We start from the raw sequence: 25,416 nt of genomic DNA on the forward strand, positions 1-25,416 counted from the left end.
CCCGTATGAGGGAAGCACCATGGAACCAAAGCGAAGTATCAACCAGTCACCCCGCCGCCGGGCCACCCGGTCCCGGCCAACCCCACACATCTTCCGCAAAACCATCCCCAAGAGAAGCATCCGCAAGAGAACCACCGCCCTGCTCGCCGGACTGCTGATGGCCGGCAGCTTCCTGCCGGTGGCCGCCGTGGCCGCCGAACCGGCGCAGACCGGCGTAGACATCCTGCAGGCCGCCCCGCCGGACATCTCCCAGTTCCCCTGGGGCGATCCCAGCCTTTCCCCGGACCTGCGGGCCACCCTGGTGGTTGCCGCCATGTCCCTGGAACAGAAGGTGGAACTGCTGGTCCAGAGCGGCGGCACCGGGGTACCCGAGTTCGGCATCCCGCCCATCCGCAGCAAGGACGGCTGCTGCGGGCTGGCCCTGGAAACCGAACCCAGCACCTCCCTCCCGGTGGGGCTGAGCCTGGCATCCGCCCTCGATCCCACCCTCGGCCGCGCCTACGGTGCCGTTGCCGGGGAGGAAGCCCGCGCCACCGGCTACAACACCATTGCCGGCCCCACCATGAACCTGGGCAAAACCCCCTACAACGGGCGGCTCTGGGAGGCCTTCGGCGAGGATCCGCTGGTCAGCGGGGACAGCGCCGTCGCCCAGGTGCAGGGCGAGCAGGGCGCCTCCGTCTCCGCCCTTCCCAAGCAGTACATGCTCAACAACTTCGAGACCCGGCGCGGAAACGTGGACGTGCTGGTGGACCAGCGGACGCTGCAGGAAACCTACGTCCGGCCCTGGGCGCAGATGGTGGAGGAGTCCGATCCCGGCTCCATCATGTGCTCCTTCAACAAGGTCAACGGTGAGTACGCCTGCGGCAATGACCAGCTGCTGAACCAGATCCTCAAGACGCAGACCGGGTTCGCCGGGTTTGTCACCTCGGACTTCAACGCCGCACACAGCTTCGCGGACTACGCCGCCGGGCTGGACGTCTCCGGTCCGGGGCTGGAATTCTCCGGCCCGAACCTGCTGGCCGCGGTACAGAACGGCACCGTGTCCGAGGCGCGGGTGACCGACGCCGCCCGCCGGGTGGCGCGCACCATGTTCGCCAAGGGCATTGTGGACAACCCGCCCATCGACACCTTCGTGAATCCGCAGCCCACCGATATTCCCATCCCGGCGAACATGCTGGACGCGCACGACGCCATTGCACAGAGCGTCGCCGAGGCGGGCACGGTGCTGCTGAAGAACGACGGCGCCCTGCCGCTGGCAGCGGGCACTCCATCCATCGGGGTGATCGGCTCCGACGCCGACTGGTACATCGACGGCGGCGGCTCCGGTGCCGTGCCGACCCCGGCAAGGCTGACCACCATCCTGGACGGCATCACCGCCCGGGCCGGGGACGCAAGCGTGGAATACGCCCGCGGCACCGACCCGGTGGGCCTGGGCGACACCATCCCCGGCCCGCCCCCGCTGCCCAGCGGAGTGCTGACCGACGTGAATGCCGAATACCGGCTCGGGCTGAACAACTTCGAGGGAACCCCCACCCTGGCCCGCACCGAACAGCAGGTGAACCTGCGCACCGGCATCTCCGCGGACGAGATCAACACCTCCCAGGTGCCCGGCGTGGGTGGGGAGCTGGCCGCCTCGCCCATGACGGCGGTGTGGACCGGCACCATCGTGGCGCCGGCCACCGGGAACTACACGTTCTCGCTGACCCACCTTGGCACCGCCCGGCTGTTCCTGGACGGTGCGGAAGTGATCAACGAGCCGGCGGACAACCTGGCCACGCAGGAAATCGGCGTGAACATGGCCGAAGGCCAGCGCATTCCGATCCGGATCGAATACATCACCGACGCCCCGAACCAGTTCAACGGCGGACTGAACGACCAGCCGGGCGCAATGATCCGGCTGGGCTGGACCCCGCCGGCCGGCGTGCTGCAGCCCTCCATCCAGGAGGCCGTGGACGTTGCTTCCCGCAATTCCGTGGCCGTCATCGTGGCCCGGGACTACACCGGCGAGGCCGCGGACCGCGGTTCCCTGACCCTGCCGCAGAACCAGGACGCGCTGATCAGCGCGGTCACTGCGGCGAACCCGAACACCGTGGTCGTGCTGGCCACCAGCGGCCCGGTGACCATGCCGTGGATCGACGCGGTACCCTCCGTCCTCGAAGCTTGGTACCCCGGGCAGGCGCAGGGCCGGGCGGTGGCGTCCGTGCTGTTCGGGGACGTGAACCCCTCCGGCAAGCTGCCGGTCACGTTCCCGGTCAGCGACCAGCAGGCGTCTGCGGTGACCCCGCCGTATCCGTTCAACTTCCTCACCACGGTGTCCCCGGTGGTGCCGTACGCCGAAGGCGTTTTTGTCGGCTACAAGGCGTACACCACCCAGGGCGCGGTGCCGCTGTTCCCGTTCGGGCACGGGCTCTCCTACACCCGGTTCGACTACGCGAACCTGTTCGCGACGCCGGAGGTGGACGCCAACGATCCGGACGCCGAAGTGGCGGTGCAGGTGACCAACATCGGCACCTATCCGGGAGAGGAAACCGTGCAGGTGTACGTGGGGAACCTGCCCACCGGCGTGCCGACGCCGGCCCGGCAGCTGGCCGGCTACGGCAGCATTTCGCTGCCGGCCGGCGGGATCGGGACGGTGAATATCGACCTGGATCCGCAGTCCCTGCAGTACTGGGACGTCAACGCGGGCGGCTGGGTCACCCCCACCGGCCAAGTGCCCATCTACGTGGGCCGCTCCGTGGATGACATCCGGCTGGCCGGGTTCATCACGGTGGTCTAACCCGGACGCAGGGGCCCGGAGCGCTACGCTCCGGGCCCCTGTTTTCCTATCCGGGCAGGACCGCGTCCGCTGCCAGGGCCTGCCGGAGCCGGGCGCCGATGAACTCCCGTGCCGCGCCGGCGTCGTCAATCAATCCGGCCATGTACAGGAAGGGATGCACCTGCCCGCCGAAGCGCACCGCGGTGGTGGGCACGCCCGCCTCCCGCAGCTGACGGGCATACGCCTCGCCCTCGTCCCGCAGCGGATCGCACTCGCCGGTGATCACGGTTGCCGGGGCCACACCGGAAAGATCTGGATTCCGGGCCGGGGAGAGCCGGATATCCTTCAGGTCCGCACCACCGGCGTAGGTGTCCACGAAGTACTGCATGTCCCGCCGGGTCAGGAAGTGCCCGTCCGCGAACTCGGCGTAGCTCGCCGTGGAGCCCACGCGGGCATCGGTCACCGGATAAACCAGCACCTGGTGTGCCAGCGGCGGCATGTGCCCGGCCAACTGCTGGGCGGTGACCGCTGCCAGGTTGCCGCCGGCACTGTCCCCGGCCACGGCCACCCGGTTCGGATCGATGGCCAGCCCCGACTCCCCGGAGAGCAGGGCAAGGGTGACCGCTTCGGCGTCGTCGGCGGCCGCGGGAAACACATGCTCGGGCGCCTTGCGGTAATCCACGCTGACGACGACGGCGCCGGAATGCCGCGCGAGGGCGCGGGCCGTCGTGTCCGCGATCTCCAAATCGCCGAGCACCCAGCCGCCGCCGTGGAAGTAGACAACTGCCCCGGGCAGCGTCCCGTTCGGCGCGTCCGGCGAATAGACCCGGACCGGCACCCCGGCAATGGTCCGGTCCTGGACCGAAAACAGGTCAACAGCGGCGCCGGTCAGGGGCAGGGCGTTCTCCAGATCGGCGCGGTTCTGCTCGGCGGTCTGGGTGTCCAGCGGCGGAGCATCCTTCAAGAGGTCGAGAAACGCCTGTGCCTGGGGATGGACCTGCATGTGCTGCTCCTGGGGTCGCCGGATGGGACAAGCAATCTAGCACGCCCCGCACCCAACCCCGCACATCTCGGTTGACCGTGCCCGCACGCCTCCATAGCGTTCCCCCATCACTCGCCGCACCCGCACTTTCGGTCCGGCAGTCCAGCGGCCGGGGCGGCCTCACCGGGGGATACACCGAGCGCCCCGCCGTGCCCTGATCCGCCCGTAACTCACGGCGGATGTCCAGCGGTAGCCGCCGCGCCCAGGGGGTGAACGCGGCCCGTATGAGGGAACCACCATGGAAGAAAACCGCAGCACCGGCGGGCCGCCCCGCCGTCGTACATCCAACTCCTCGAACCCCGCCAAATTCCTCCGAAGGGTGCTGGCACTGGTGGCCGGCACACTGCTCGCCACCACCAGCTTCCTCCCGGCAGCCAGTGCTGCCGGCTTCCCGGCCACGGTCCCGGCCACCGTTCCAGCGATAAACCTGGACGCCCCCGAACCGCAGCAGGTCGAGGACCAGCCCTGGCGCGATGCCTCGCTGTCCCCGGAGCTGCGGGCCCTGCTGGTGGTCAACGCCATGACCCTGGAGCAGAAGGTCAACTATCTGGTCCAAAGCGGCGGCCCCGGCGTGCCCGAGCTCGGCCTGCCGGCCATCCGCAGCAAAGACGGCTGCTGCGGCCTGGCGCTGGAAGACACCGTGACCACGGCGCTGCCGGTCGGCGTCGGCCTGGCCTCCACCTTCAACAACACCTACGCCCGCGCCTACGGGGCCGTGGGCGGGGAGGAAGCCCGCGCCACCGGCTGGAACGCGCTCGCCGGGCCCACCATGGACCTGGTCAAGACCCCGTACAACGGGCGGATGTGGGAGGACCTGGGCGAGGATCCCCTGCTCAGCGGGTCCATCGCCGCCTCGCAGGTGCAGGGCGAACAGGGCGCGGACATTTCCGCGCTGGTCAAGCACTACAACCTGAACAACTTCGAATCCCGGCGCGGACACGTGGACGTGGAAGTGGACGAGCGGACCCTGCAGGAGACCTACACGCGGCCATGGGAAACCGTGGTCCGCGACGCCGATCCGGGCGCCATCATGTGCTCCTTCAACAAGGTCAACACCGAGTTCGCCTGCGGCAACGCGCCGCTGCTCAACGGGATCCTCAAGACCCAGCTCGGCTTCCGGGGGTTTGTCTCCTCGGACTTCAACGCCGCGCACAGTTTCGCGGACTACGCCGCGGGGCTCGACGTCGCCGGGCCGGGCCTGGAGTTCTCCGGGCCGGCGCTGCTGGCGGCAGTGCAGAACGGGGAAGTGTCCGAGGCACGGGTGACCGACGCCGCCCGGCGGGTGGCCCTGACCATGTTCGCGAAGGGCATTTTCGACAACCCGCCTCCGGGGTCCTTCGTGAACCCGCAGCCCACCAACGTCCCGGTGCCAACGAACCAGCTGGACGCGCACGCCGTGATTGCCGAGGACATTGCCGAGGACGCCGCGGTGCTGCTGAAGAACGACGGCGCGCTGCCGCTGGCCTCCACCACGCCTTCGGTGGCGGTGATCGGTTCCGACGCCGACTGGTACATCGACGGCGGCGGCTCCGGGGCCATTCCCAACCCGGCACGGCTGACCACCATCCTGGACGGGATCACCGCCCGGGCCGGGGACGCGGACGTGGAATACGCTGCCGGCACCGACCCGGTATCGCTGGCCGACACGCTGCCCGGCGCCCCGCCGATCCCCAGCACGGTGCTGACCAACGTGCAGGCCGAGTACCGCAGCGGGATCAACAACTTCACCGGCGACACGGTGGTGGCCCGCTCCGAACGGCAGATCAACCTGCGCACCGGTATTTCCGCGGACACCATCAACACCTCCCAGGTGCCCGGACTGCCGGTCCCGCTGGTCTCCGCGCCCATGTCCGTGGTGTGGACCGGAACCCTGGTGGCTCCGGCCACCGGGGACTACACCCTGACCATGGCGCATCTGGGCACCGCCCGGCTGTACATCGACAACACCCTGGTCAGCACCGGGGAACCGGCCCCGTACAACCAGACCGAGTCCGCGATCAACCTGGCAGCGGGGCAGCAGGTGCCGATCCGGGTGGAATACACCACGGACGCTCCCAACCAGTTCAACGGGGGCCTCAATGACCAGCCCGGCGCCATGATGCGGCTGGGCTGGTTCGCTCCGGAGAACGCCCTGTCCCCGTCCATCCAGGAAGCAGTGGACGTCGCCTCGCGCAACTCGGTGGCCGTCGTCGTCGCCCGCGACTACACCGGGGAGGCCGCCGACCGCGGCACGCTGACCCTGCCGCAGGACCAGGACCGGCTGATCCGGGCCGTGTCCGCGGCGAACCCGAACACCATTGTGGTGCTGGCCACCAGCGGGCCGGTCACCATGCCGTGGCTGGATGCCGTGCCGTCGGTGCTGGAAACCTGGTATCCGGGGCAGGCGCAGGGCACCGCGGTGGCGTCGCTGCTGTACGGGGACGCGAACCCGTCCGGCAAGCTGCCGGTCACCTTCCCGGTGTCCGAACAGCAGGCCACGCAGGCCGGGCAGCAGAACACCTTCTACCTGATCAACGAGGTGGATCCGGTGGTCCCGTATGTAGAGGGTGTGTTTGTGGGCTACAAGTCCTACACCACGCAGGGCCTGACGCCGCTGTTCCCGTTTGGGCACGGGCTCTCCTACACGCGGTTCCAGTACGGGAACCTGCTGTCCACCTCGGTGGTGGACGCGGCGGATCCGGGCTCCGCGGAAGTCTCGGTGCAGGTCACCAACCTGGGCACCCGCGAGGGGCAGGAAACGGTGCAGGTGTACGTGGGGAACCTGCCCACGGTCATCCCGACGCCGGCCCGGCAGCTGGCCGGATACGCCAGCATCACGCTGCCTCCCGGGGCGGCCGGGACGGTGAACATCGACCTGGATCCGCGCTCCCTGCAGTACTGGGACACTGCGGCGAACGGCTGGGTGACGCCGACCGGGCAGGTGCCCATTTACGTGGGCAGCTCCGTGAATGACACCCGGCTCGCGGGGTTCATCACGGTGGAGTAGCTGCTGCTGAGCTGACAGCAGGAGTGCAAGGAGGGAGTGCAAAGCAGGGAGCCCGGGGCGTTTTCGCCCCGGGCTCCCTGCCGTGAGGACCCGCTTTCCGCGTCGAGCACCAGCATCTACTTAGAGCACAAGACCGTGTCCAGGGCCTGCGTCACGGACTTGTAGTTCTCCAGGACCAGCTCCTCGTTTGCCGGGTCACCGATGGCTGCGGGGAGGGACGTGACGGCAATGGTGAAGGCAGTGCCGTCGGCGGTCACCCCGTTGCGCGTCTCGTAGCCCTGGATGTCTCCGCCGTGGCCCCAGATCTCGCCGCCGCAGCTCAGCGGGTAGCGCTCCAGGCCGAGCCCGTACTGGGCGCCCGGAAACAGGGTCTCGTCCGAGGGCACCGTCTTTTGCATTTCGGCCATTGACGCCTCGGAGAGCAGGCGGCCGTCGACCACGGCCCGGTTGAACTCGTTCAGGTCGCTGGGACTGGCGATGATTTCCCCGGCCGCCCAGGCCCAGGAGGGATCCAGCTCGGTCACGTCGTATCGCTGGAGGTCGGCCTCCATGTGGTAGCCGAACGGGTGTGCACCCCGGAACTCCTGTTCGCCCTGGGCCGGGAAATAGGTGTGCTGCAGGCCGAGGGGTTCGATGATGCGGCGGGTGATTTCCTCGCCGAGGGGGCGCTGCGTCACCTTTTCCACGAGCAGCCCGAGCACAATGTAGTTTGTGTTGGAGTATTCCCAGCGTTCCCCGGGGCTGAACAGGGCCGGCTGCGCCAGGGCCATGTCCATCAGGTCCCGGGGAGACTTGTAGGAGTGCTGCATCTGCTTGAAATCAACGGCCAGTGCGTCCGTATACTCGGGCAGCCCGCTGGTGTGCTGCAGCAGCTGCCGGACGGTGATGTTCGCGCCGTCGATCCCCTCGCCGTGCAGCAGGCCGGGCAGGTACTTCTCAATTGGAGCGTCCAGCTCCACCTGTCCCTGCTCCACCAGCTGCAGCACGGTGACGGCGGTGAACATTTTCGTGTTGCTGCCAATGCGCACCTCCCCGTCCACCGGAACGTCCTCGCCGGTTTCGACGTTTCCGACGCCGGACACAAAGTCTTCATGGCTGCCGTCCGGATGCGTCAGCGAGGCCAGGGCTGCGGGAAACCCGCGGTCCACCAGGTGATCCAACTGCGTTTGGATCACTGTGTTGCCGGCAGCCGCGGTTGGGGCGTCGGTGGTGTCGGCGGCGGCAACGGAGCTGATGCCCCACCAGGCGCCGGCGCTGACCGTGCCGGCCGCCAGGAGGCCGGTCGCCGCGAAGGCAATGGTGCGCTTGAACGACGACGGCGCCCTGGTTTCGTGGGTGGTGGCCGCGGGTTCTGTTTCGGGATTCATGGTGGTGTTCCTTCCGGTTATGGCGGGGCACCTGGTGCTCGTTGCCCTCGGTTGGTGGTGAGAACCAGCGTTCCCGGAAGCGGAACGCAGCGCCCCCAGCCTGCGAACAGGATCGGACCTGTTCTTGCGGATAGGGCGCCCTCCACCTGGGGTAAGCGAGAATGATCCGATGCTCATCAATTCCGGCCCGGCCCCGGCCCAGGCCCAGCCCCGGGGCGCGGAAGGCCCGCTGGAAGTTCGCGCCCACCGTGCTCATTGTTTTGCTGGCAGTGGGCTATGTGTGGGGCGTCCTCACCTTCGAGGCGGATTCGGTTAAAGGTCCGCTGGATTTAATGCCGGTTCTGCTGATGCTGGCCCAGGCCGCGGTATTGCCCGCACGCCGCCGTTTTCCGTTCGGTGTTCTCCTTTTGGTCACCGCCCTGGACGGCCTCACATTGTTGTTTTCCGCGGGCGAGGTGGGCACCGGAACTATTGCGGTAATAGTTGCCGTGTATGCCTATGTCCGTGAAACCGCCGGCCCGAAGCGTTATCTGGTGCCGGCAGGGCTTGCCGCGGTCGCCGTCGTCGTGACGATGTTCGCCGTGCAGGCCAGCGCCGTGGTTCCTGCCGAACTCATTCCGACCTTTGCGGCGGCACGCACCGCTTTGGTCTTTGGGTTGGGAGTGGTTGCCGCCGAGATTATCGGCGGCCGGGTCCGGCTCCTGGCGGCACTGCAGGAGCGGGCCGAAGCTGCGGAACGCGAAAAGGAACGCCTGGCCGAAGAGGCCGTGCTGCGGGAGCGGACACTGATGGCCCGGGAACTGCACGACGTCGCGGCCCACCATCTGACCGGCATCATTGTCAGCGCCCAGGCGGCGCAGGCACTGCGGACCTCCGACCCTGAGGAAGCCGGCGAATACATCCGCCAGGTGCAGCGCGCGGCGAGGACCACACTGGACAATCTCCGCCAAACGGTGGGGCTCCTGCGGCCCGACGCCGAAGGCGAGCTTGCGCCCGTTGCCTCCATGGAGAACCTTCCGGCGCTGGTGGCCGAAGCATCGCAGGCGGGGACCGAGGTCCGCTTTGAAGAGTCCGGGACGCCGCGGGAGCTCCGGCCGCTGGCGGGGATCGCGGCGTACCGGATGGTCCAGGAATCCCTCGCCAATGCGCTGAACCACGCTCCCGGTGCATCCCGTGCTGTCCGCGTGGACTACGGGCCGACGTCGGTGCGGCTGACGGTTGCCAATGACGCGCCGTCGGCTAAACCGCGGCAGGGATCGCGTTCCGGGTACGGTTTGATCGGCATGGCCGAGCGTGCGGAACTGATCGGCGCAACCCTGCGCACGGGGCCCGATGACGACGGCGGCTGGACCAATACCCTGGTGATTCCCTATGAGGACGAGACATGACGATCACAGTAGCCATCGCCGACGATCAAGCGATTGTGCGGGCCGGACTCCGGGTGATCCTGGAAGCCGACTCCGACGTCGAAGTGGTGGGTGAGGCCAGCGACGGAAACGAGGCCGTGGCGCTGGTGCGTGAGCTGCGCCCGGACGTCATCTGCATGGACATTCGGATGCCGGGCCTCAACGGCATCGCTGCGACGCGGACCATCACCGGCGATCCGCAGAACACTACGGGTGTGCTGATGCTGACCACCTTCGAACTCGATGATTATGTTTTCGGCGCCCTCGAAGCCGGAGCCTCCGGGTTCCTGCTGAAAGGGGCCGACGAGGACGCCCTGCTGGGTGCAATCCGTTCCGTCTCCCGCGGGGACGGCACCCTGGACCAGCGCCTGACCCGCCGTGTGCTGATTGAGTTCGCGAACCGGACAGCCGGGCCGCGCAGCGCGCCGGCGTCGCTGGTTGTGCCGCTGACAGCGCGGGAGACCGAAATCCTGACGCTCCTGTGTGAAGGGCTGTCAACGCAGGAGATCAGTGAGCGGCTGTTCGTGGAGGCCACCACCGTGAAGTACCACGTGGCGGGAATCTTAACGAAGACCGGTGCCCGCGACCGGATGCAGGCCGTGGTGTGGGCGTTCCGGAACGGCGTTGTGCCCCTGCCCCGGGTTGGCGGCTGACAGGGGGAGCGTCAGGGAAGCATCAGGGGAGCGTCAGCGGGGTGCGGCCAGGTCAGCGGGCGAGGTGGTCGCCTCGTTTCCGCGGCCGGTCCGGTTTCTTTTTAGGCGCCGCTTTCCGGGCTGCACGTTCCGCTCCGTGCTCGCCCGGTCCGCGGTACAGCACGTCCCGCCGGCCGTCGCTGAGGATCCGCAGTTCCCCGACCAGGCCCCGGCGCAGTTCCATGAGCTCGAACTGGTAACGTGCGGGATCGTCGCCGGCCACGCGCAAATACCGGGTGCATGCTGCGGCCATACGCATCAGCACTTCGTTGGCTCCGGACCGGGTGTGTACCTGTGCCAGGGTTTCGATCACTTTCTCCCGGAGGTCGGCCACTGCGGACCGGGCTCGGTCCACCTCCGGCCCCGGGGTTGCCGCCCGCGGCTCTATGGGCGCCAGGGTCTGCTTCAGGTGCAGGTACGTCACCAGCTCGTTCAGGGCGCGCGACCCCTCCCGCCGGTCGACGGACGCCTTGGCCAGCCAGCCGGTGCCAAAGCCGACCGCAAGCACCAGCACCACGGTCAGAACAAGCAGCCAGTCCATAACGCGCCTCCGAAGCTCACCCGATCACCGTGCGTGCGCCGGTGGTGCCTGGTCACAGGGGGATGGAAGCTACGTGCCCGGGCGGGGACAAGCCAGAGAAGCCGGGGGAGCAGAAGGGCTGCGGGCCTCGAATCGGCGGTCAAGGTGCCTCAACTACTTGGATTCGGACGGCTGATGAGAATCTGGTTACTGGCCGGTAACATTTCGGCCCGCGGGCTGCTACTGTGTCACTCGATGCGTTCGCATCCACTTTCACACGCTTTCTTTCCTGGGGGATCCATGTCATTTCTGCCTCGCGCCCGTTCACTATCGTTAGGCGCGGTCACCCTGACTGCGGTCCTGGCCCTCACCGCTTGCGGTGGCGGGTCGGAAGGCTCTGAGCCGACGGCGTCCGCAACGCCGTCGCCCACCAAATCCACCGCGTCGGCGTCGCCGACGCCAACCGTTGTTGCCAACCAGGCATGCAAATCGGCCGGAGTGACACAGACGGTCAAGCAGTCAGCGACGCCGACGCCGACGCGGAGCGCGAAGGGCTCGACCGCCAAGGCCAAGGCTTCGCCGTCGTCCTCACCCACGACCACTAAGGCTTCCCCCGCGGCGACGCCCACCGCCCAGAGCACCGTGTACGTATGCACGGAAAATGACAACGGCAAGCTCGTCTGGATGACTAAAGACGATTCCACGAAGATCGTCGCCGCACGCCAGGAAAAGGCCGACAAGGAGGCTGCCGACAAGAAAGCAGCCGAGGAAGCGGCCGCGGCTGCCGAAGCGGCCGAACAGCAGCGCCTTGCCGACGAGGCCGCCGCCGCAGCGGCCGCTGAAGCGCAGCGGGTAGCGGATGAGCAGGCCGCTGCCGCTGCTGCCGAAGCCCAGCGGGTAGCGGACGAACAGGCACGCCAGCAGTATGTTGCTCCGGCCCCCGCTCCGGCAGCGGCCTATTACCCGAACTGCGCGGCAGCGAAGGCTGCCGGAGCAGCCCCGGTACGGATCGGTCAGCCGGGTTACGGCACCCATCTGGACCGTGACGGCGACGGCGTCGGCTGCGAACGGTAGCCATCAGTTTCGGCAACCCCTAGATGTTGCCCTTGGAGCCGCCTAGCGTGGTTCCAAGGGCAGCCCCCGCCGGAGTTCACCGGAGCCTCGAACCCGGACGGTAAAGCTGCTGCAACAGATGCCGGACCAATCCCGACTGTCAGCGGCGGGAGCGCACCGGCACCGTCCCGCCGAGGCCCTATGTCCCACCAGCCCACGCCCGACCAGCCGGATCCCGAGTCCGTTTCCTCCGCCGGTCCGTCGGCCAATGCCCGACCCTCACCGCTCCGCAATCCCCGCACCGCTTGGCCAGTCCTCGGAGTGGTGGCGGGGCTGTTGTGGGTCGCGGTGCTCCAGGGAGTCGGTGGGGTAGCGGTGTGGATCCTGGCCGCCGGAGTCCTGCTGCTGTGCAGCGCCCTCTATGCCCTGGGTTTCCGGCGCCGCAGCTGGGCCGGGCTGAACACGCTGCAGCAGCGGAAGTTCGCCCTCTCGGTCAGCGGCGTGGTGCTGGTGGTGGGTGTGGTTGCCGGGGTGATGTCCGTGCCGCAGCCGGCACGCACCACCAACGACGACGGCGCCGCGGCCCCGCCGCCCCCTGCGACGGAGCTCGAGCAGTCTTCCCCCGAGCCGTCTTCGCCCGAGACCGCAGACCCGCGGCCGCAGGATGTCCGCGCCGATGTGCAGGGCGCTCGCCTGCCCGCGGACACACCGGAAAGCAGCCCGGCGGCCGAAGCCGCACTCGCCAACTCGCCGTGCACCGCCGACGGTGCTTCGCGGCTGCAGCGCGAAATCGAATACCGTTGCACAGCCAACACCGCAGGGGAGCTGGTCTGGATGGATAGGGCAACAGCGGACCTGCTTGTCGAAGCGCGGGCCGCGGCGCAACGCGCTGAAGCGGACAGGCTCCAGGCCGAACAGCAGGCCCGGGAAGCCGCGCGCCGGGCCGCCGAACAAAACCCGTCCGCCACCCTGCCGCCTGCACCTCCGCCCGAAGTTCCGGGCGAGCCCGGACCTCCGGATCCGCCGTTCCCGCCTGACCCCACCGAACCGGCAACGCCGGACCCGACGACGCCGCCCCCGGCACCGGGCACGCCACCGCCGGGAACACCGGACCCGGGAACACCCGCCCCGGGCACGCCGGATCCGGTAACGCCACCGCCTGCCCCCGGCACGCCGGACCCCACCGTGCCGCCGACCCCGCCGCAGCCGGACCCGACCGTGCCCCCGAGCCCGCCCGCACCTCCGGATCCGACTGTGCCGCCGCCGTCGGGCCGCTCCGTTACACCTCCGGCACCACCCCCGGTGTCGCCCCCGGCGCCGACCCGGGACGCGGGCACCGACAAGCAGGACCTGGAGGCAGCGCAGATCCCGGCACCGGTCTAGCGGAAGGCCGGGATGCCGGTGAGGTGCTGGCCCAGGATGAGGGTGTGGACCTCATCGGTGCCCTCGTAGGTGCGCACCGATTCCAGGTTGTTGGCGTGACGCAGCGGCGAGTAGTCCAGGGTGATGCCGTTGCCGCCCAGCAGGGTGCGGGCTTCGCGGCAGACGGCGATGGCTTCGCGGCAGTTGTTCAGCTTGCCCAGCGAGATCTGGTGCAGGCCCAGCGTGCCGGCGTCTTTCTTCCGGCCGATGTGCAGGGCGAGCAGGAAGCCCTTGTTAATTTCAAGGGCCATGTCCACCAGCTTCTGCTGGGTCAGCTGGTACCCGGCCAGGGGTTTGTCGAACTGCATCCGGGTCCGGGAATAGGCCAGCGCGTCTTCGAAGGCATCCCGGGCGGCGCCCATGGCACCCCAGATGATGCCGTAGCGGGCCTCGTTCAGGCAGGAGAACGGCCCCTTGAGGCCCACGACGCCGGGCAGGACAGCGTCGGCGGGCAGGCGGACATCGTCGAGCCGGACGTTGCATTGGATGGAGGCGCGCATGGACAGTTTGGGTTCAATGGGGGTGGCGGTGAAACCCGGGGTGTCGGTGGGAACCACAAAGCCGCGGATGCCGCCGTCGGTCTGCGCCCAAATCACGGCCACCTGCGCCACCGAGGCCAGTCCAATCCAGCGTTTGGTGCCGCTGAGGACCCAGTCGCCGCCGTCGCGCCGGGCGTAGGTGCTCATGCCGGCCGGATCCGATCCGGCGGTTGGTTCGGTGAGGCCGAAGCAGCCGATCGCCTCGCCGGCGGCCATAGCCGGCAGCCAGCGCTGCTTCTGTTCCTCGGAGCCGTGCTTGTGGATGGCGGACATGGCCAAGGAACCCTGCACCGAGACGAAGGTCCGTAGCCCGGAGTCCCCGGCCTCCAGTTCCGCGGCGGCCAGTCCGTATTCGACGGCGGAGCGGCCGGCACAGCCATAGCCCTCCAGGTGCATGCCGAGCAGCCCGAGCTTAGCCAGCTGAGGGACGATCTCCAGCGGGAACTCCGCGTCCTCGTACCAGCGGGCGATGTTCGGCTTGATTTCGGCGGCCACGAAGGCGCGGACGCTATCGCGCAGAGTGATTTCCTCCGCGGTCAGGAGGCCGTCGAAGTCGATCAGGTCTCCGGGGTCCGGCAGGGAGTTAGCCGGCAGGGAGTCAACAGTTGTCACGGGGAGGCCTTCGCGTTGGCAGGGGTAAAGAAGAGTATGAGGAATGCTAGCGGAGCGTGCGGGGATTAGCCTGCAAAGGGGCGGCGTCGAGGCGGGGACGTCGGGGTGCCGGTCGCACCGGGGCGGCGGCGGGGCGGCGGCGTCGTTACCGGTCGCGGCGGGCGATGTTCGCCCTCGCCCCTAGAGGTTTGCCCGTGGCCGCGCCTACCGTTGATGCCAAGGGCACTGGCCGTGAACGGGTGCATGGGGTCCGGGACGGCCGCTGCTGACGAGCTGAATCTCCTCCTCGAGGCGCCATGCTCTACGACCCCACTCCGCCGCGCGGTCCGCGCCGGCGCCGCCCGCAGGTCCCGGGCCAAACCCCGCGCTCGGCCTGGCCCGTCGTCGTCGGCGCCGCAGTTCTGCTTGGCGTAGCGGCGTTTTTCGGGGTGATGGGCCTGGCCGTCTGGATCCTGGTTGCCGGTTTCCTCCTGCTGCTCACGGGGGTGTACGCGCTGGCGCTGCACCGCCGGTCGTGGGCCGGACTGGACACCGGCAGGCAGCGGAAAGCGGCGCTGGCCGGCAGCGTCGTCGTACTGGCTGTCGGTACGGTGGCCACGAGCATCGCCGCCCCCTCGGTGGGGACTGAGCGGCCCGCCGCAGCACTGGGCTTTATCGCACCGCTCGAACCTGGGCCGTCCCCGCAGCGCGGTGGCCTGCTGGAACGGGCACCCAGCCCGCAGGTGGATGTGGACCCGCCGACGCCGCCGCGCAGCAAGGCAACGCGCTCGCCGTCGCCGACCGCCGGGCAGGAGGCATCGCTGATGAACCGGCGCTGTTCCCCGGACGGGGCCGCCCGCACGCAGGGCCGCACGGCCTACCGCTGCACCCGGGACATGGCCGGGAAACTGGTGTGGATGGACCGGGCCTCTGCGGAGCGGATCACTACGGCGCGTGCCGCCACCGACCGGCTCAATCGGCAGGCAGCCGCGGACCGTGCGGAAATTGAACGGTTGCGCGGCCAAATCGACGCGGAACGGCAGGCCGCCGAGCAGCGTGCGGCAGCGGAGAAGGCGGCGGCTGAACAGGCAGCGGTGGAGAATGCCCGTGTTGCCGCCGAACAGGCCGAGGCGCACCGGCAGGCGGACGCCGCGCGCCGGCACGCAGCCGAAGAGCCGGGCAGCCAGCCGGGCCCGACGCTGCCCGCGGCACCGCCAGTGCCGACGGATCCAGTGCCCACGGATCCCCAAACTCCACCGCCGTGTCCGACCCCGCCTGCTCCGACACCCACTCCCACCGCAACTCCCACACTAACGATGCCTCCCGTTCCGGTCCCAACCGTCCCAACGCCGCCGTCGACCCCCTCGCCGTCGACCCCCTCGCCGTCGACCCCCTCGCCGGCGGGCACCCCACAGTCCCCACCCAGCGGCACATAGGCACCGCCGCCGGAACCCCTAAGTGGCGCGCATCACAGTACGATGGCCAGCATGACTGAGGCCTATCTGATCTCCGGTGCCCGTACTCCCGTGGGACGCTACGGCGGTGCCCTGTCCTCCGTCCGGCCCGATGACCTGGCTGCGCTGGTGCTCGCCGACGTCGTCGCCCGCGCCGGACTGGACCCCGCCGGCGTCGACGAAGTGCTGTTGGGCTGCACCAACCAGGCCGGAGAGGACAACCGGAACGTGGCGCGGATGGCGACCCTGCTGGCCGGCTTCCCGGACGCCGTGCCGGCCATGACCGTGAACCGGCTCTGCGCCTCCGGCCTCAGCGCGATACTGCTCGCCTCCCAGATGGTGAAGTCCGGGGCGGCGGATGTGGTGGTGGCCGGGGGAGTGGAGTCGATGTCCCGAGCGCCATGGGTGCTGGCCAAACCGGAGAAGGCGTTTGCGAAGCCCGGGGAGCTGGCGGACTCGGCCATCGGTGCCCGGTTCACCAACCCGAAGTTCTACGACCTGCCCGGCACCACCTACTCCATGCCCGAAACCGCGGAGGAACTGGCCTCCCGGGAAGGGATTTCCCGGGAAGACTCGGACGCCTTTGCGCTGCGCTCGCACACCCGGGCGCTCGCCGCCGTGGACGAGGGCCGGTTCGCGGCGGAAATCGTCCCGGTGGAAACGAAAAAGGGCGTGGTGAAGACCGATGAGGGTCCGCGCCGGGAGACCAGTACCGAGGCGCTGGCGAAGCTGCGGCCCATCGTGCGGCCCGACGGCGTGGTGACCGCCGGGAACGCCAGCTCGCTGAACGACGGCGCGTCCGCCGTCGTCGTCGCCAGCGCCGAGGCGGTGCGCCGGTTGAAGCTGGACGCCCGCGCCCGGATTGTGGACGGCGCCTCCGCTGGGGTGGAGCCGGCGGTCATGGGCATCGGCCCGGTGCCGGCCACCCGGAAAGTGCTGGAACGGACCGGCTGGTCACTGGGGGACATCGGTGCGGTGGAACTGAACGAGGCCTTCGCCGCGCAGTCGCTGGCCTGCATCCGGCAACTCGGCCTGGACGAGGAGCTGGTGAACCGCGACGGCGGGGCCATTGCGCTCGGGCACGCGCTCGGTTCGTCCGGGTCGCGGATCACGGTGACCCTGTTGAACCGGATGGAGCGCGAGGGGGCATCACGTGGCCTGGCGACCATGTGCGTGGGGCTCGGCCAGGGTGTGTCGATGCTGCTGGAACGGGTGTAGCCACTGGCAGCAAAGCGGCACCCGGCCTTTGGGCGGGTGCCGCTTGTGCGCGGACGGTCGATAAGCGCGCGGACGGTCGATAAGCGCGCGTGGTGGTGCGTGTACGGAGGGAGCCTAGCCGAGGGGGCTGGGGCGCAGCCCGGCCAGTTCCCGGCCGAACTTCACCGCGGCGGTTTCCGCTTCCTCCTTCAGGGCGGCGGCCATGTCCTTGAAGGGATCCAGGGCGGGGTTCATGCCCACGAGGGTGAAGGGGCGCTCGACAACGCGCAGGTCCAGGCCCCAGACGTCCGCCAGTACACGGCGCAGCCAGGGGGTGGAGTGGTCCCACCCCTCCTTGGGAGTGCCCGGGTTGTAGTTTCCGCCCAGCGAGGTGACCAGCACGGCCGGCTTGCCGCGCAGTGCGGTGCCCTCCGGGCTGATCCGGGGATCGGTGTAGGCGAGGTCGAACCAGGTCTTGAAATGCTGCGAGACGCCGAAGTTATACAGGGGAACGGTGAACAGCAGCGCATCGGCACCGGTCAGTTCATCAGCCAGTTCAGTGGCGAAGCCAAGAGCCTGGTGCTGCTCCTCGGTGCGGGCCGCTTCCGGAGAGAAGCCGCCCAGGACGGCATCCTGCCAGACCCCGGTCGGGATCGGCTCAGCGGCGAGGTCGCGGCGTCGAACGCTGGAATCAGGGTGAGCGGCAGTCCACTGCTCCTCGACGAGGTCGCCGAGGGCACGGCTGGCGGACGTGGCGGGCAGGATGCTGGCATCCAGGCGGAAGAGCGTCATGGGGTCTCCGATCAATAAGTTCCTTAGTAACTCTGTTTTTCAGAGTGACTAGGCTGACAGTAGCGGTAGAATCGCCGTATGGATAGAGGCCCGGTTTCAATGCACACATGTGATTCCGCGGTCAGCCTTGCCTTCACCATCCTGGGTAAGCGCTGGAACGGGATGATTGTGGATGCCCTCAGCGCCGGGCCGTTGTCCTTCGCGGCCCTGCGGCGATCCGTCGAGGGAATCAGCGACGCCGTACTCTCCGACCGGCTCACCGAGCTGGCCGAGGCCCTGCTGCTGACACGCGTTGTGGAGCCCGGCCCGCCGATCTCGGTGGCGTACACCCTGACACCCAGCGGGGAGCAGCTGGTGCCGTTGCTGCGGCAGCTGGGGCAGTGGGCAACAGCCCACCTTCCCCAGTCGGAGGAGCAGCCCGAGCGGTGACCGCCCGGCGGTGACCGCCCGGCGGGCCGGAGGCAAAATTTCCGCAACGGGCCGTAGGCTTCCCCGCATGACTGCTTCGATCTCCCACACAACCTTCGACAGCCTCGACCCGTACGCGCAGTCCGTGTTCTGGGCACAGGTGCTCGATTTCCACGCAGATCCGAAGGAGCCCTTTGGGCCCGGCGACGACGAGTGCATGATCTACTCGCCCGACGGCTCCCAGCGGCTGCTGTTTATCAAGGTGCCGGACCGCAAACAGGTCAAGAACCGCCTGCACCTGGACCTGCAGCCGGAAGAGTCCGGCGGACGGGACCAGGAGCTCGCGCGGTTGCTGACACTCGGAGCCACGCAGGTCGATGACCAGCGCCGCCCGGATGGAACCGGCTGGGTGGTACTGGCTGACCCGGAAGGCAACGAATTCTGCATCCTGCGCAGCCACGCGGAACGGTACGCCACGTCACAACAGGGTTGACTCGGGTTCAGAGCTATACACAGGTGGTCTGCGTTTGCTTGGTTTCCACGTGGCATCCAGAGGCTTTGACCGGCGACAGTGTCGTGCACTCGATACACGGCGGGAGCGGGATAGGCTGTGACGCGGTTTTTGATTACATATAAATAAATAGATATGGGGAACAAATGCGCAAGCAACTTATTGTGGGAGTTTTGATTTTGGGTGCTCTCGGACTTGCGGGGTGTTCTTCCGACAGTGAAGCTGCGGCGCCGTCGGGGTCCGCTACAGCGTCCAAAGAAGCAAAGTCAGCCGAACCTACTCGTGTAGAGACGCCGAACGAGAGCCCGGCGGAACCGGTAGAGGCGGAGACCGCAATGAGTGTGGCAGGCCGTTTGCAGGGGAAAGTTCCGAGTATCAGCATGGTCACTGAAGTGACCGAAGCTAACGATTCGAATGGGCTCATTGGGCGTCCAGGACAGTACACGAGCGCCGCATGGATCGCCGACACCTCGGCGGATCCCGCCCAGACCGGCGTCGACGGTGGGGCTGTCGTCGAGGTCTTTGCCACCGAAGCAGATGCCCAGACCCGTGCTGCCTACATCCAAGATGTGCTCAAGAGCATGGGACCGGCATTCGGTACTGAGTATCACTACCTCAAGGGTTCAGTCCTGCTCCGGGTTTCCGGGAAGCTCATGCCCAGTCAGGCATCCCTGTACGAACAGGCCTTCACCGAATAAGGCAGCTCCCGCGCCGAGAAAGGTCGAAGAAAAGTGCTCGATCCCGCGGAGTAGGCTGTGCTCATACCAGGTCTCTAATTGGGGGGAAGAATGCAAAAGGGAAGCATTGCCGTGCTGTTGCTCGCCGCGGCTGTCGGATTAGCGGGATGTTCATCCTCCGCCGAGGCAGCCAAGGAATCCGCTCCGGCCACGCCTTCCCGGAGCGCGTCGTCGTCCGCCGCGACAACTCCGCCGGCCCCGCCGTCGCCCGCCCCCACTCCGACGCCGACGCTAACGCCCCCGCCAACCCCTTCCGCGCCGGCGCCGGCCACCCCGGCCGAGCCCGTCACCGCCATAGCCATTGCCCAGCAGCTGCAGGCAGTTGTCCCCGGCATCACCTCGGTCACTGAAGTAACGCCGGAGAATGACCCGGGCGGATTCATCGGCCAGCCGGGCTATTACACCTCGGCGGCGTGGATCGCCGACGCCTCCGCAGCCGCGCCGGAGAACAGCGTTGTTGGAGGGGCTGTGGTGGAAGTCTTCGCCACCGAAGCAGAAGCCCAGTCGCGCTTCGCCCAGCTGCAGGAGCACTTGGCCCTGGGCGCCGCCTACAAACGGGAATACATGTATCTGCAGGGAACGGCGCTCCTCCGCGTGACCGGAAAGCTCGGCGACGAATCGGCCGCCCTTTATGAGCAGGCCTTCTATGCGCTCGGTATCGGCTAAATCTTAATCCAGGCATCAAAAGGGGGAATTGCCATGGCATTGTTCAGCACCAAACCGATTGTGGAGAAGAAGGAACAGTGGACAGCGCCTCAGCCTCCGCAGGCGGTCCTGGCAACCCTGGCCGCGGCCTTTTCCTTTCACGGTGAAGATGTCCGGCGGGAAAAGTCCTCGGTGGAGGTGCACCTCGGGTCCAATGCGGAATACCGGATGTGGGGCAACATGACCGAAGAAGGGCGCAAGCACCTGCCGATCGCCCTGACGTTCACTGCCTCCGGGTTCGATACTGGCACCGCGGTGGACGTGTATGCCCGCGACACCTTCGGTTTCCGCGTTGGCAGCGGCAAGTCCTTCGGGGTGCCGGAAACGTTCAACCGGCGGATAGAGGAATTCCTCAGTTACGCGGCCGGGACGCTTGGCATTACCCGGCCGGTCTCCGGACCGGTCCCGTCCCCGCCGCCCATCAGTTTCTAGCCCCGCACCAGCCCGAGCACCCGCCGCAGGATTTCCTCCCCGGCCAGCACTCCGCGGGCCGCGGTGACCTGCAGGTGCCGCTCGCGGTAGCCGGCGTCGTCCAGTTCGCCGTGCGCGGGGCGGAAGGCGACATCGGCGGCCTGGAGCATCGGCCGGTCCAGCAGTGAATCCCCGGCAGCGATGATCTGCTCCGCCCCGGTCCGCCGGGCGACCTCGGCCACGGCATCCTGCTTGGTCACGGGCACCGGCACGCAGTACAGCTTGCGGCCCTGCAGCGAGACAGTCCAGCCGCGCTCCGCACACCAGGTCTCCAGCTCCAGCAGGAACTGCCCCGGCAGCGCCGCCCGGTCCACCACGGCGTAGGCAAACAGGTCCTCGGCAGTGCGCAGCTTCAGCGTCCAGGCGGCGAACTCCGGGCGGGCCAGATGCGCCGACACCTCGGCCAGGGGAGCGCAGCCGCCGGCCACCAGGGAACGGACCTTGTCCTGCCAGTCGGCGTCGGGCTCCCCGTGGTGCAGGATCACCCCGCCGTTGGTGGTCACCGCGTACTCCGGTGCCGGAGCGGGCAACTGGATCCGCCGGTACTGGGCCACCGTCCGCGTGGTCACGGGAACAAACACCGCAGCCTCCGCGGCGGCCACCAGCAGGTCCTCGGCCGCACGGGTCATAAAGGACAGCGGTTTGCCCTCGTACACCTCGGAGACCACCAGGCCCGGCGCGGCGGCATCCTCGGTGTCCAGGAACAGGGCGTTGGCGGAATAGATCAGTGTCCGGTCCAGGTCCGAGGCGAAGAGGGTCCTCACGCGTCGGCCCCCGAGGCGGCTCCGGAACCGGCTGGAGCCCCTGCGCCGGCCGCTGCACCGGCAACAGCCTTGCCATCCGCACCCACCGCCCCCGCGGTGAACCGGGGATGGATCAGGCCCACGCAGCTGAACGGCAGGTCCGGGACTTCCTCCACCGGCACGCCGCGCTGTTCGGCCAGCAGCAGCACATGTGCCACGTCGGTCCGGGCCGCCGGATGCACCAGTACTTTCCACGGCACCCGGCGCAGCAGCACCCGCGTGGTCTCGCCGACCCCGGGCTTCACCAGGTTCACGTTTTGGATGCCGTACTCCTCGCTCAGCCGTTCCACCGCGGCCCAGCCGACCCAGGTGGGTGTCCGGTCGGTGCCGGCCAGCTCGGCGGCGTGCGCGACGGCGGCGGCCCGAACGGCGTCGAAATGCGCGGACACGGCGGTCAGGAAGTCCCGGGAAACGTCCGCTGCGGCCAGGTGGGAGTAGAACTTCGCGCCGTGGAAATCCTCCGGTCCAATGAGTTCCTTGTTGAACACCGTGCGGGATACCAGGCCCGAAACGGTGGAATTCAAGCAGGCCGAGGGGATCAGGTAATCCTCCCGGGTGCCGAACAGCTCCACGGAATGCCCGGGATCGGCCAGCACCGCCAGCTGCGCGGAGAACCGTACGCCGTCGGTTGCCTCGAACTTCTCCAGCGCGGCGGTCAGCTCGCGGGTGATGGCTCCCTTACCGGTCCAGCCGTCCACAAACAGGATCCGCGCCGGATCGTACCGGGAGGCGAGGTAGCGCAGCGCGGTTTCATCCATGCCCACCCCGCGCACAATGCTCATGGTGTAGTGCGGCAGGTCCAGGCCGTGCATCTGCTGCGCCCAGCGGCGCATCAGGATCCCGATGGGTGTACCGGCCCGGGCCAGGGACACCAGCACCGGCTCGCGGTTGCGGGCCGCCAGCGCCAGTTCGGTGACGGTGCCGACGGCGGCGGCCACCCGGGGTGCGGAGCGGACCAGGGCCTCCTCGTACAGGTCCTGGTACTGGGCCGAGGGCAGGTATTCCATCGGCAGCGACTCGGCATAGTTCGCGCCGCCGGACTGGATGGCCGCTTCCCGCTCGGCCGTGGGTGCCTCCAGCTGCGCATCGCGCAGGTCCTTGAGCAGCCAGGTCACGTCCTCGGCAGCATAGGAGCCGAACTCCGGTCCCGTCAGCGGCACCGCGGAAACCGGTACCGCGGCGACCGGCACCGGGGAAAACGGCACCGCGGCGGGAGCGGCTGCCGGGTGTCCGGCCCACTCATCGGCGGCGGGCAGGTCCGCGGGGGCCAGCAGCACGACGACGGCGGGAGTCACCGCGCGCAGCGCCTCGGTGACGCTGCCCGGGCCTGTGATGGAGGCCAGATCCGTCCCGGGTTCGGGCACCAGGACAATGCTGTCGAAACCGACCGCGGACTCTCCCGTGCCCTGAACCGTGCCGAGCCGCGGGCCGACGTTGTAGGCGTGCCGCGGGCCGGGGCCGTCTTCGGTGAGGTCATGGCTGGCAAAGTCCACCGAGTTGTTGATGGCGTAGTCGGGCCGGTCGATGGGCACGATGGGGGAGCGGGTGGTGGTGGAAAAACGCACCGGACCGGTTTCGGCCAGGGCGTTGGCCACGGTCAGGGGCACGTGGATGAATTCCTCGCAGCCCAGCACCAGCACCGGCCCGGTGCCGGAAGGCAGGGCAGCGCGCAGCGCGGCAGCGACGACGGCCAGGTCCTCGCCGGACACGGCGCCCGGCAGGGCCTCGGGCAGGGTGCCCAGGTACTGAGAGGACATTCCCGCGGGATTGCCGAACCGGTCGCTGCGCAGCGGCCGCTGACAGTCCTTCGCTGCGTCCAGCACGGTCAGCGTGCCCGGTTTCTGCGCCGTCGCCTCCACTGCCGCGGGGCCAGCGCCGTCGTTTGCTGCGGCGGCGGGCAGGGCAGCGATGACTTGCTGCGCCCGGGCCAGGATGTCTTCGCCCAGCTCGATGCGGCCGGTGCCGAGGGCAACTACTTCGATCCGGCAGCCCAGCGCGGCGGCCAGCTCGTCGAACCGCGCCCGGTCGGCGTCGGAACGCAGGTCAATCAGCGAGGCCACCACGTACACCGGATGCGGGGCCGCGGCGTGCAGTTCGGCGATGGTGTTGATGACCGTGGCACCGGTGCTGAGCTCATCATCCACGAGCACCACCGGGACGTTGCCGTTCAGCAGGGCCGGGTCGGTGGGCAGCAGGCGGTGCGAGGTGGCGTGCGAATGGGCTTCCTCGAAAGCGCCGTAGGCCAGCGCGCCGTCCGGGGCGTGCCGGGTGGAGTGGATGTAGTAGGAGCCCAGTGTGTCCGCGACCAGCCGGCCCAGCCCGGTGGCCGTTTCCGCGTACCCGATGGTCAATACTTCGGGGTGGGAAATCGGCAGGTCCCAGAGCTGTTCCCGGGCATGCATGAGCCGGGCGCGCGCCGACCGGCCCGCAGCCGGGCGGGCGCCGGCGCCGCGGGCGTCGCCGTCGACCGCCGCGCCTTCACCGCGCAGCACCGCCTGCACCTCGGCCGCGACCGAGCACAGGACGGCCTCGTTCACCGTGCTGCCCAGCGCGGCGCCGGCCAGGGAGCCAAGCAGCTCGCCGGCGGCCAGCACCAGGGCGGGTTCGGTGGGGACGTGCTTGGCCAGCACGCGGGAGACCAAGAGGTGCGCCCGGCGCGGGTTCCGGCGCAGCGCCAGGCCCACCAGGTCTTCCACGGGCAGCAGCGCGGAGGGGTCGGAGGTGATCCGCACGCCAAGGGCCTCGTGGACAAACCCGCCGGTCCAGGGGTGCTGGCTCAATTCATGCTCGCTTCCAGAAGATCTACATAGGTGGTGTCGGGGGCGGCCACACCGAAGGCGGCGGCCCGGACGAGGGTGGAAGCTGCCCACGCCTGATGCGGTTTCATTTCGTTCATCTTGTTTTTATACGGGGACGCCGCCGCCCCGCCGCCGGCCGCACCGGAGATGTGCAGGGCGTCCAGGTAGGCCTCGTGGCTGATCACGGACATGGCGTGGACCAGCGGAACGTGCGAGGGATGGATAACGGTTTTGCCGAGCAGGCCGTTGGCCAGGTCCAGTTCGATCTCGCGGATCAGCCCGTCCAGGTTCGCCGTCAGCAACCGTTGCCGCAGGCCCAGCTCGTCCGCCTCCGCGAACGGGGTGGAGCGCAGCATGGACCGCAGGACCCGTTCCCCGGAGCCGTAGTGTTCCCAGACCGGTCCGCTGATGATGAAGCCGTCCGGCCGGCCCAGGATGTTCACGATGTCGCCGATCACCGCGGAGACCACCTTGACGTCATAGATGGTCAGGTCCCGGGACCGGCGCAGCCCGTAGGCGCTGGACATGTCCGTGGCGCCTATCCGCACCGCGAGGACATCCGCCCGGTTTGCCTGCAGCACGTCCTGTATCCCGGTGAGGGTGTGGGTGCGGGTCTCGGCGTGGATCATCAGCGGCGATTCCAGGATCGGCATGATCCGCAGCGGCCGGGTGCCCGGCACGGCAGCTTCACGCGCCGCGTTCACAGTGTGCAGGGCGTCCAGGAAACGCTGCGCGGACCCGGTGGTGTTCTCGAACTTCGGGATTACGAACCCGGTGAGCACGTCCAGTGCCGTGCCGGCGCGTTCGGCCAGGCTGAGCAGCTGTTCCGGGGTGCGTACCCGGACGAAAAGCATCAGGTCCGCTGCGCCGCCGCTCCGGCTTTCCCGCTCCAGCTGGACCAGGGCGCCCACCACATTGGTTTCCGCCGCCGGAACATCGGCGTCCGCAATGGAATCCTCCAGGCACAGCACCATGCTCAGCACGCCGCGGGCGGCCTGCTTGCGGACATCCTTGACCAGGTCCGGGCGGGTGCCGGGGCAGTACAGGGTGGCGCCAAGCGCAGTAGCCAGCAGGCCGGGGTCGGAATCCAGGCCCAGATCCTGCGGCGGACGGTGGAACAGGCGGGCGGTTTCGGCCTCGCTGAGGCTGGAGAAGTGGCGCACGGCG

The 25,416-nt window shown here is 68.7% G+C and carries 21 protein-coding genes; 13 read left to right on the forward strand and 8 right to left on the reverse strand.

The window, feature by feature from the left end; genetic code table 11:
* The first annotated feature begins 19 nt into the window (after positions 1–19).
* Entirely contained in the window at positions 20–2,776 is a 2,757-nt protein-coding gene (locus LJ754_RS12235) for a beta-glucosidase (RefSeq protein ID WP_227926803.1), read from the forward strand.
* 46 nt (positions 2,777–2,822) lie between these two features.
* Here LJ754_RS12235 and LJ754_RS12240 read toward each other — a convergent pair whose 3' ends face one another.
* A complete protein-coding gene (locus LJ754_RS12240) occupies positions 2,823–3,758 on the reverse strand; it encodes an alpha/beta hydrolase (protein ID WP_227926804.1) in 936 nt (311 codons plus the stop codon).
* A gap of 277 nt (positions 3,759–4,035) precedes the next feature.
* Here LJ754_RS12240 and LJ754_RS12245 point away from each other — a divergent pair, with 277 nt between their 5' ends.
* Positions 4,036–6,783: a beta-glucosidase gene (locus tag LJ754_RS12245; RefSeq protein ID WP_227926805.1), complete on the forward strand. Its 2,748-nt coding sequence runs from the start codon at positions 4,036–4,038 to the stop codon at positions 6,781–6,783.
* A gap of 116 nt (positions 6,784–6,899) precedes the next feature.
* Here the strand turns inward: LJ754_RS12245 and LJ754_RS12250 are convergent, their stop codons facing one another.
* Entirely contained in the window at positions 6,900–8,150 is a 1,251-nt protein-coding gene (locus LJ754_RS12250; protein ID WP_227926806.1) for a serine hydrolase domain-containing protein, read from the reverse strand.
* Between the two features lie 248 nt (positions 8,151–8,398).
* Between LJ754_RS12250 and LJ754_RS16955 the strand changes: the two genes are divergently transcribed.
* Both LJ754_RS16955 and LJ754_RS12260 read left to right on the forward strand, forming a co-directional pair.
* Positions 8,399–9,538 carry a sensor histidine kinase gene (locus tag LJ754_RS16955; RefSeq protein ID WP_227926807.1) on the forward strand — a complete coding sequence of 380 codons (1,140 nt, stop codon included), beginning with the start codon at positions 8,399–8,401 and terminating at the stop codon, positions 9,536–9,538.
* Positions 9,535–10,209 carry a response regulator transcription factor gene (locus LJ754_RS12260; RefSeq protein WP_227926808.1) on the forward strand — a complete coding sequence of 225 codons (675 nt, stop codon included), beginning with the start codon at positions 9,535–9,537 and terminating at the stop codon, positions 10,207–10,209. Before LJ754_RS16955 ends, LJ754_RS12260 begins: the two co-directional genes overlap by 4 nt.
* Before the next feature lie 52 nt (positions 10,210–10,261).
* Here the strand turns inward: LJ754_RS12260 and LJ754_RS12265 are convergent, their stop codons facing one another.
* A complete protein-coding gene (locus LJ754_RS12265; RefSeq protein WP_227926809.1) occupies positions 10,262–10,789 on the reverse strand; it encodes a hypothetical protein in 528 nt (175 codons plus the stop codon).
* Positions 10,790–11,266: 477 nt separating this feature from the next.
* On the opposite strand from LJ754_RS12265, the gene LJ754_RS12270 reads away from it, so the two are divergent.
* Together LJ754_RS12270 and LJ754_RS12275 are read left to right on the forward strand one after the other, a co-directional pair.
* A complete protein-coding gene (locus LJ754_RS12270) occupies positions 11,267–11,842 on the forward strand; it encodes an excalibur calcium-binding domain-containing protein (protein ID WP_227926810.1) in 576 nt (191 codons plus the stop codon).
* 180 nt (positions 11,843–12,022) lie between these two features.
* Positions 12,023–13,204, forward strand: coding sequence for a hypothetical protein (locus LJ754_RS12275; RefSeq protein WP_227926811.1), 1,182 nt, complete (start codon positions 12,023–12,025; stop codon positions 13,202–13,204).
* Here LJ754_RS12275 and LJ754_RS12280 read toward each other — a convergent pair.
* On the reverse strand, positions 13,201–14,361 hold the full coding sequence (locus LJ754_RS12280) for an acyl-CoA dehydrogenase family protein (protein WP_231706329.1): 1,161 nt from the start codon (positions 14,359–14,361) through the stop codon (positions 13,201–13,203). The genes LJ754_RS12275 and LJ754_RS12280 overlap by 4 nt on opposite strands.
* 329 nt (positions 14,362–14,690) lie before the next feature.
* On the opposite strand from LJ754_RS12280, the gene LJ754_RS12285 reads away from it, so the two are divergent.
* Both LJ754_RS12285 and LJ754_RS12290 read left to right on the forward strand, forming a co-directional pair.
* Complete coding sequence (locus LJ754_RS12285) at positions 14,691–15,809, forward strand: hypothetical protein (protein WP_227926813.1); 1,119 nt, start codon at positions 14,691–14,693, stop codon at positions 15,807–15,809.
* Between the two features lie 51 nt (positions 15,810–15,860).
* Entirely contained in the window at positions 15,861–17,045 is a 1,185-nt protein-coding gene (locus tag LJ754_RS12290) for a thiolase family protein (protein ID WP_227926814.1), read from the forward strand.
* A 114-nt stretch (positions 17,046–17,159) separates the two neighbouring features.
* Here LJ754_RS12290 and LJ754_RS12295 read toward each other — a convergent pair whose 3' ends face one another.
* Positions 17,160–17,816 carry an FMN-dependent NADH-azoreductase gene (locus LJ754_RS12295; protein WP_227926815.1) on the reverse strand — a complete coding sequence of 219 codons (657 nt, stop codon included), beginning with the start codon at positions 17,814–17,816 and terminating at the stop codon, positions 17,160–17,162.
* Between the two features lie 78 nt (positions 17,817–17,894).
* Between LJ754_RS12295 and LJ754_RS12300 the strand changes: the two genes are divergently transcribed.
* The 5 genes from LJ754_RS12300 to LJ754_RS12320 all read left to right on the forward strand — a co-directional run bounded on the left by LJ754_RS12300 (position 17,895) and on the right by LJ754_RS12320 (position 20,609).
* On the forward strand, positions 17,895–18,245 hold the full coding sequence (locus LJ754_RS12300) for a winged helix-turn-helix transcriptional regulator (protein ID WP_227926816.1): 351 nt from the start codon (positions 17,895–17,897) through the stop codon (positions 18,243–18,245).
* A 67-nt stretch (positions 18,246–18,312) separates the two neighbouring features.
* The gene (locus LJ754_RS12305; RefSeq protein ID WP_227926817.1) at positions 18,313–18,717 is read left to right on the forward strand and encodes a VOC family protein; all 405 of its coding nucleotides are present in this window, start codon (positions 18,313–18,315) and stop codon (positions 18,715–18,717) included.
* 398 nt (positions 18,718–19,115) lie between these two features.
* Positions 19,116–19,433: a hypothetical protein gene (locus LJ754_RS12310; protein ID WP_227926818.1), complete on the forward strand. Its 318-nt coding sequence runs from the start codon at positions 19,116–19,118 to the stop codon at positions 19,431–19,433.
* A gap of 90 nt (positions 19,434–19,523) precedes the next feature.
* Positions 19,524–20,138, forward strand: coding sequence for a hypothetical protein (locus LJ754_RS12315; RefSeq protein WP_227926819.1), 615 nt, complete (start codon positions 19,524–19,526; stop codon positions 20,136–20,138).
* A gap of 33 nt (positions 20,139–20,171) precedes the next feature.
* Positions 20,172–20,609: a hypothetical protein gene (locus LJ754_RS12320; RefSeq protein ID WP_227926820.1), complete on the forward strand. Its 438-nt coding sequence runs from the start codon at positions 20,172–20,174 to the stop codon at positions 20,607–20,609.
* Here the strand turns inward: LJ754_RS12320 and LJ754_RS12325 are convergent.
* The 3 genes from LJ754_RS12325 to LJ754_RS12335 are packed head-to-tail and all read right to left on the reverse strand — an operon-like array spanning position 20,606 to position 25,412.
* Positions 20,606–21,412, reverse strand: a complete 807-nt coding sequence (locus LJ754_RS12325) for an HAD family hydrolase (protein WP_227926821.1) — start codon at positions 21,410–21,412, stop codon at positions 20,606–20,608. The two genes, LJ754_RS12320 and LJ754_RS12325, sit on opposite strands and share 4 nt — an antisense overlap.
* The gene (locus LJ754_RS12330) at positions 21,409–24,231 is read right to left on the reverse strand and encodes a phosphoribosyltransferase domain-containing protein (RefSeq protein WP_227926822.1); all 2,823 of its coding nucleotides are present in this window, start codon (positions 24,229–24,231) and stop codon (positions 21,409–21,411) included. Before LJ754_RS12330 ends, LJ754_RS12325 begins: the two co-directional genes overlap by 4 nt.
* The gene (locus LJ754_RS12335) at positions 24,228–25,412 is read right to left on the reverse strand and encodes an HpcH/HpaI aldolase/citrate lyase family protein (protein ID WP_227926823.1); all 1,185 of its coding nucleotides are present in this window, start codon (positions 25,410–25,412) and stop codon (positions 24,228–24,230) included. Before LJ754_RS12335 ends, LJ754_RS12330 begins: the two co-directional genes overlap by 4 nt.
* Positions 25,413–25,416: the final 4 nt, after the last annotated feature.

The sequence above is a fragment of the Arthrobacter sp. zg-Y40 genome (assembly GCF_020731535.1).
GTDB lineage: Bacteria > Actinomycetota > Actinomycetes > Actinomycetales > Micrococcaceae > Arthrobacter_B.

Excerpts from the sequence above, each read along its gene's own strand:
- LJ754_RS12235 (WP_227926803.1), top strand. The coding sequence starts at position 20 with ATGGAACCAAAGCGAAGTATCAACCAGTCACCCCGCCGCCGGGCCACC.
- LJ754_RS12240 (WP_227926804.1), bottom strand. The coding sequence starts at position 3,758 with ATGCAGGTCCATCCCCAGGCACAGGCGTTTCTCGACCTCTTGAAGGAT.
- LJ754_RS12245 (WP_227926805.1), top strand. The coding sequence starts at position 4,036 with ATGGAAGAAAACCGCAGCACCGGCGGGCCGCCCCGCCGTCGTACATCC.
- LJ754_RS12250 (WP_227926806.1), bottom strand. The coding sequence starts at position 8,150 with ATGAATCCCGAAACAGAACCCGCGGCCACCACCCACGAAACCAGGGCG.
- LJ754_RS12260 (WP_227926808.1), top strand. The coding sequence starts at position 9,535 with ATGACGATCACAGTAGCCATCGCCGACGATCAAGCGATTGTGCGGGCC.
- LJ754_RS12265 (WP_227926809.1), bottom strand. The coding sequence starts at position 10,789 with ATGGACTGGCTGCTTGTTCTGACCGTGGTGCTGGTGCTTGCGGTCGGC.
- LJ754_RS12275 (WP_227926811.1), top strand. The coding sequence starts at position 12,023 with ATGTCCCACCAGCCCACGCCCGACCAGCCGGATCCCGAGTCCGTTTCC.
- LJ754_RS12285 (WP_227926813.1), top strand. The coding sequence starts at position 14,691 with ATGCTCTACGACCCCACTCCGCCGCGCGGTCCGCGCCGGCGCCGCCCG.
- LJ754_RS12290 (WP_227926814.1), top strand. The coding sequence starts at position 15,861 with ATGACTGAGGCCTATCTGATCTCCGGTGCCCGTACTCCCGTGGGACGC.
- LJ754_RS12295 (WP_227926815.1), bottom strand. The coding sequence starts at position 17,816 with ATGACGCTCTTCCGCCTGGATGCCAGCATCCTGCCCGCCACGTCCGCC.
- LJ754_RS12300 (WP_227926816.1), top strand. The coding sequence starts at position 17,895 with ATGGATAGAGGCCCGGTTTCAATGCACACATGTGATTCCGCGGTCAGC.
- LJ754_RS12305 (WP_227926817.1), top strand. The coding sequence starts at position 18,313 with ATGACTGCTTCGATCTCCCACACAACCTTCGACAGCCTCGACCCGTAC.
- LJ754_RS12310 (WP_227926818.1), top strand. The coding sequence starts at position 19,116 with ATGGTCACTGAAGTGACCGAAGCTAACGATTCGAATGGGCTCATTGGG.
- LJ754_RS12315 (WP_227926819.1), top strand. The coding sequence starts at position 19,524 with ATGCAAAAGGGAAGCATTGCCGTGCTGTTGCTCGCCGCGGCTGTCGGA.
- LJ754_RS12320 (WP_227926820.1), top strand. The coding sequence starts at position 20,172 with ATGGCATTGTTCAGCACCAAACCGATTGTGGAGAAGAAGGAACAGTGG.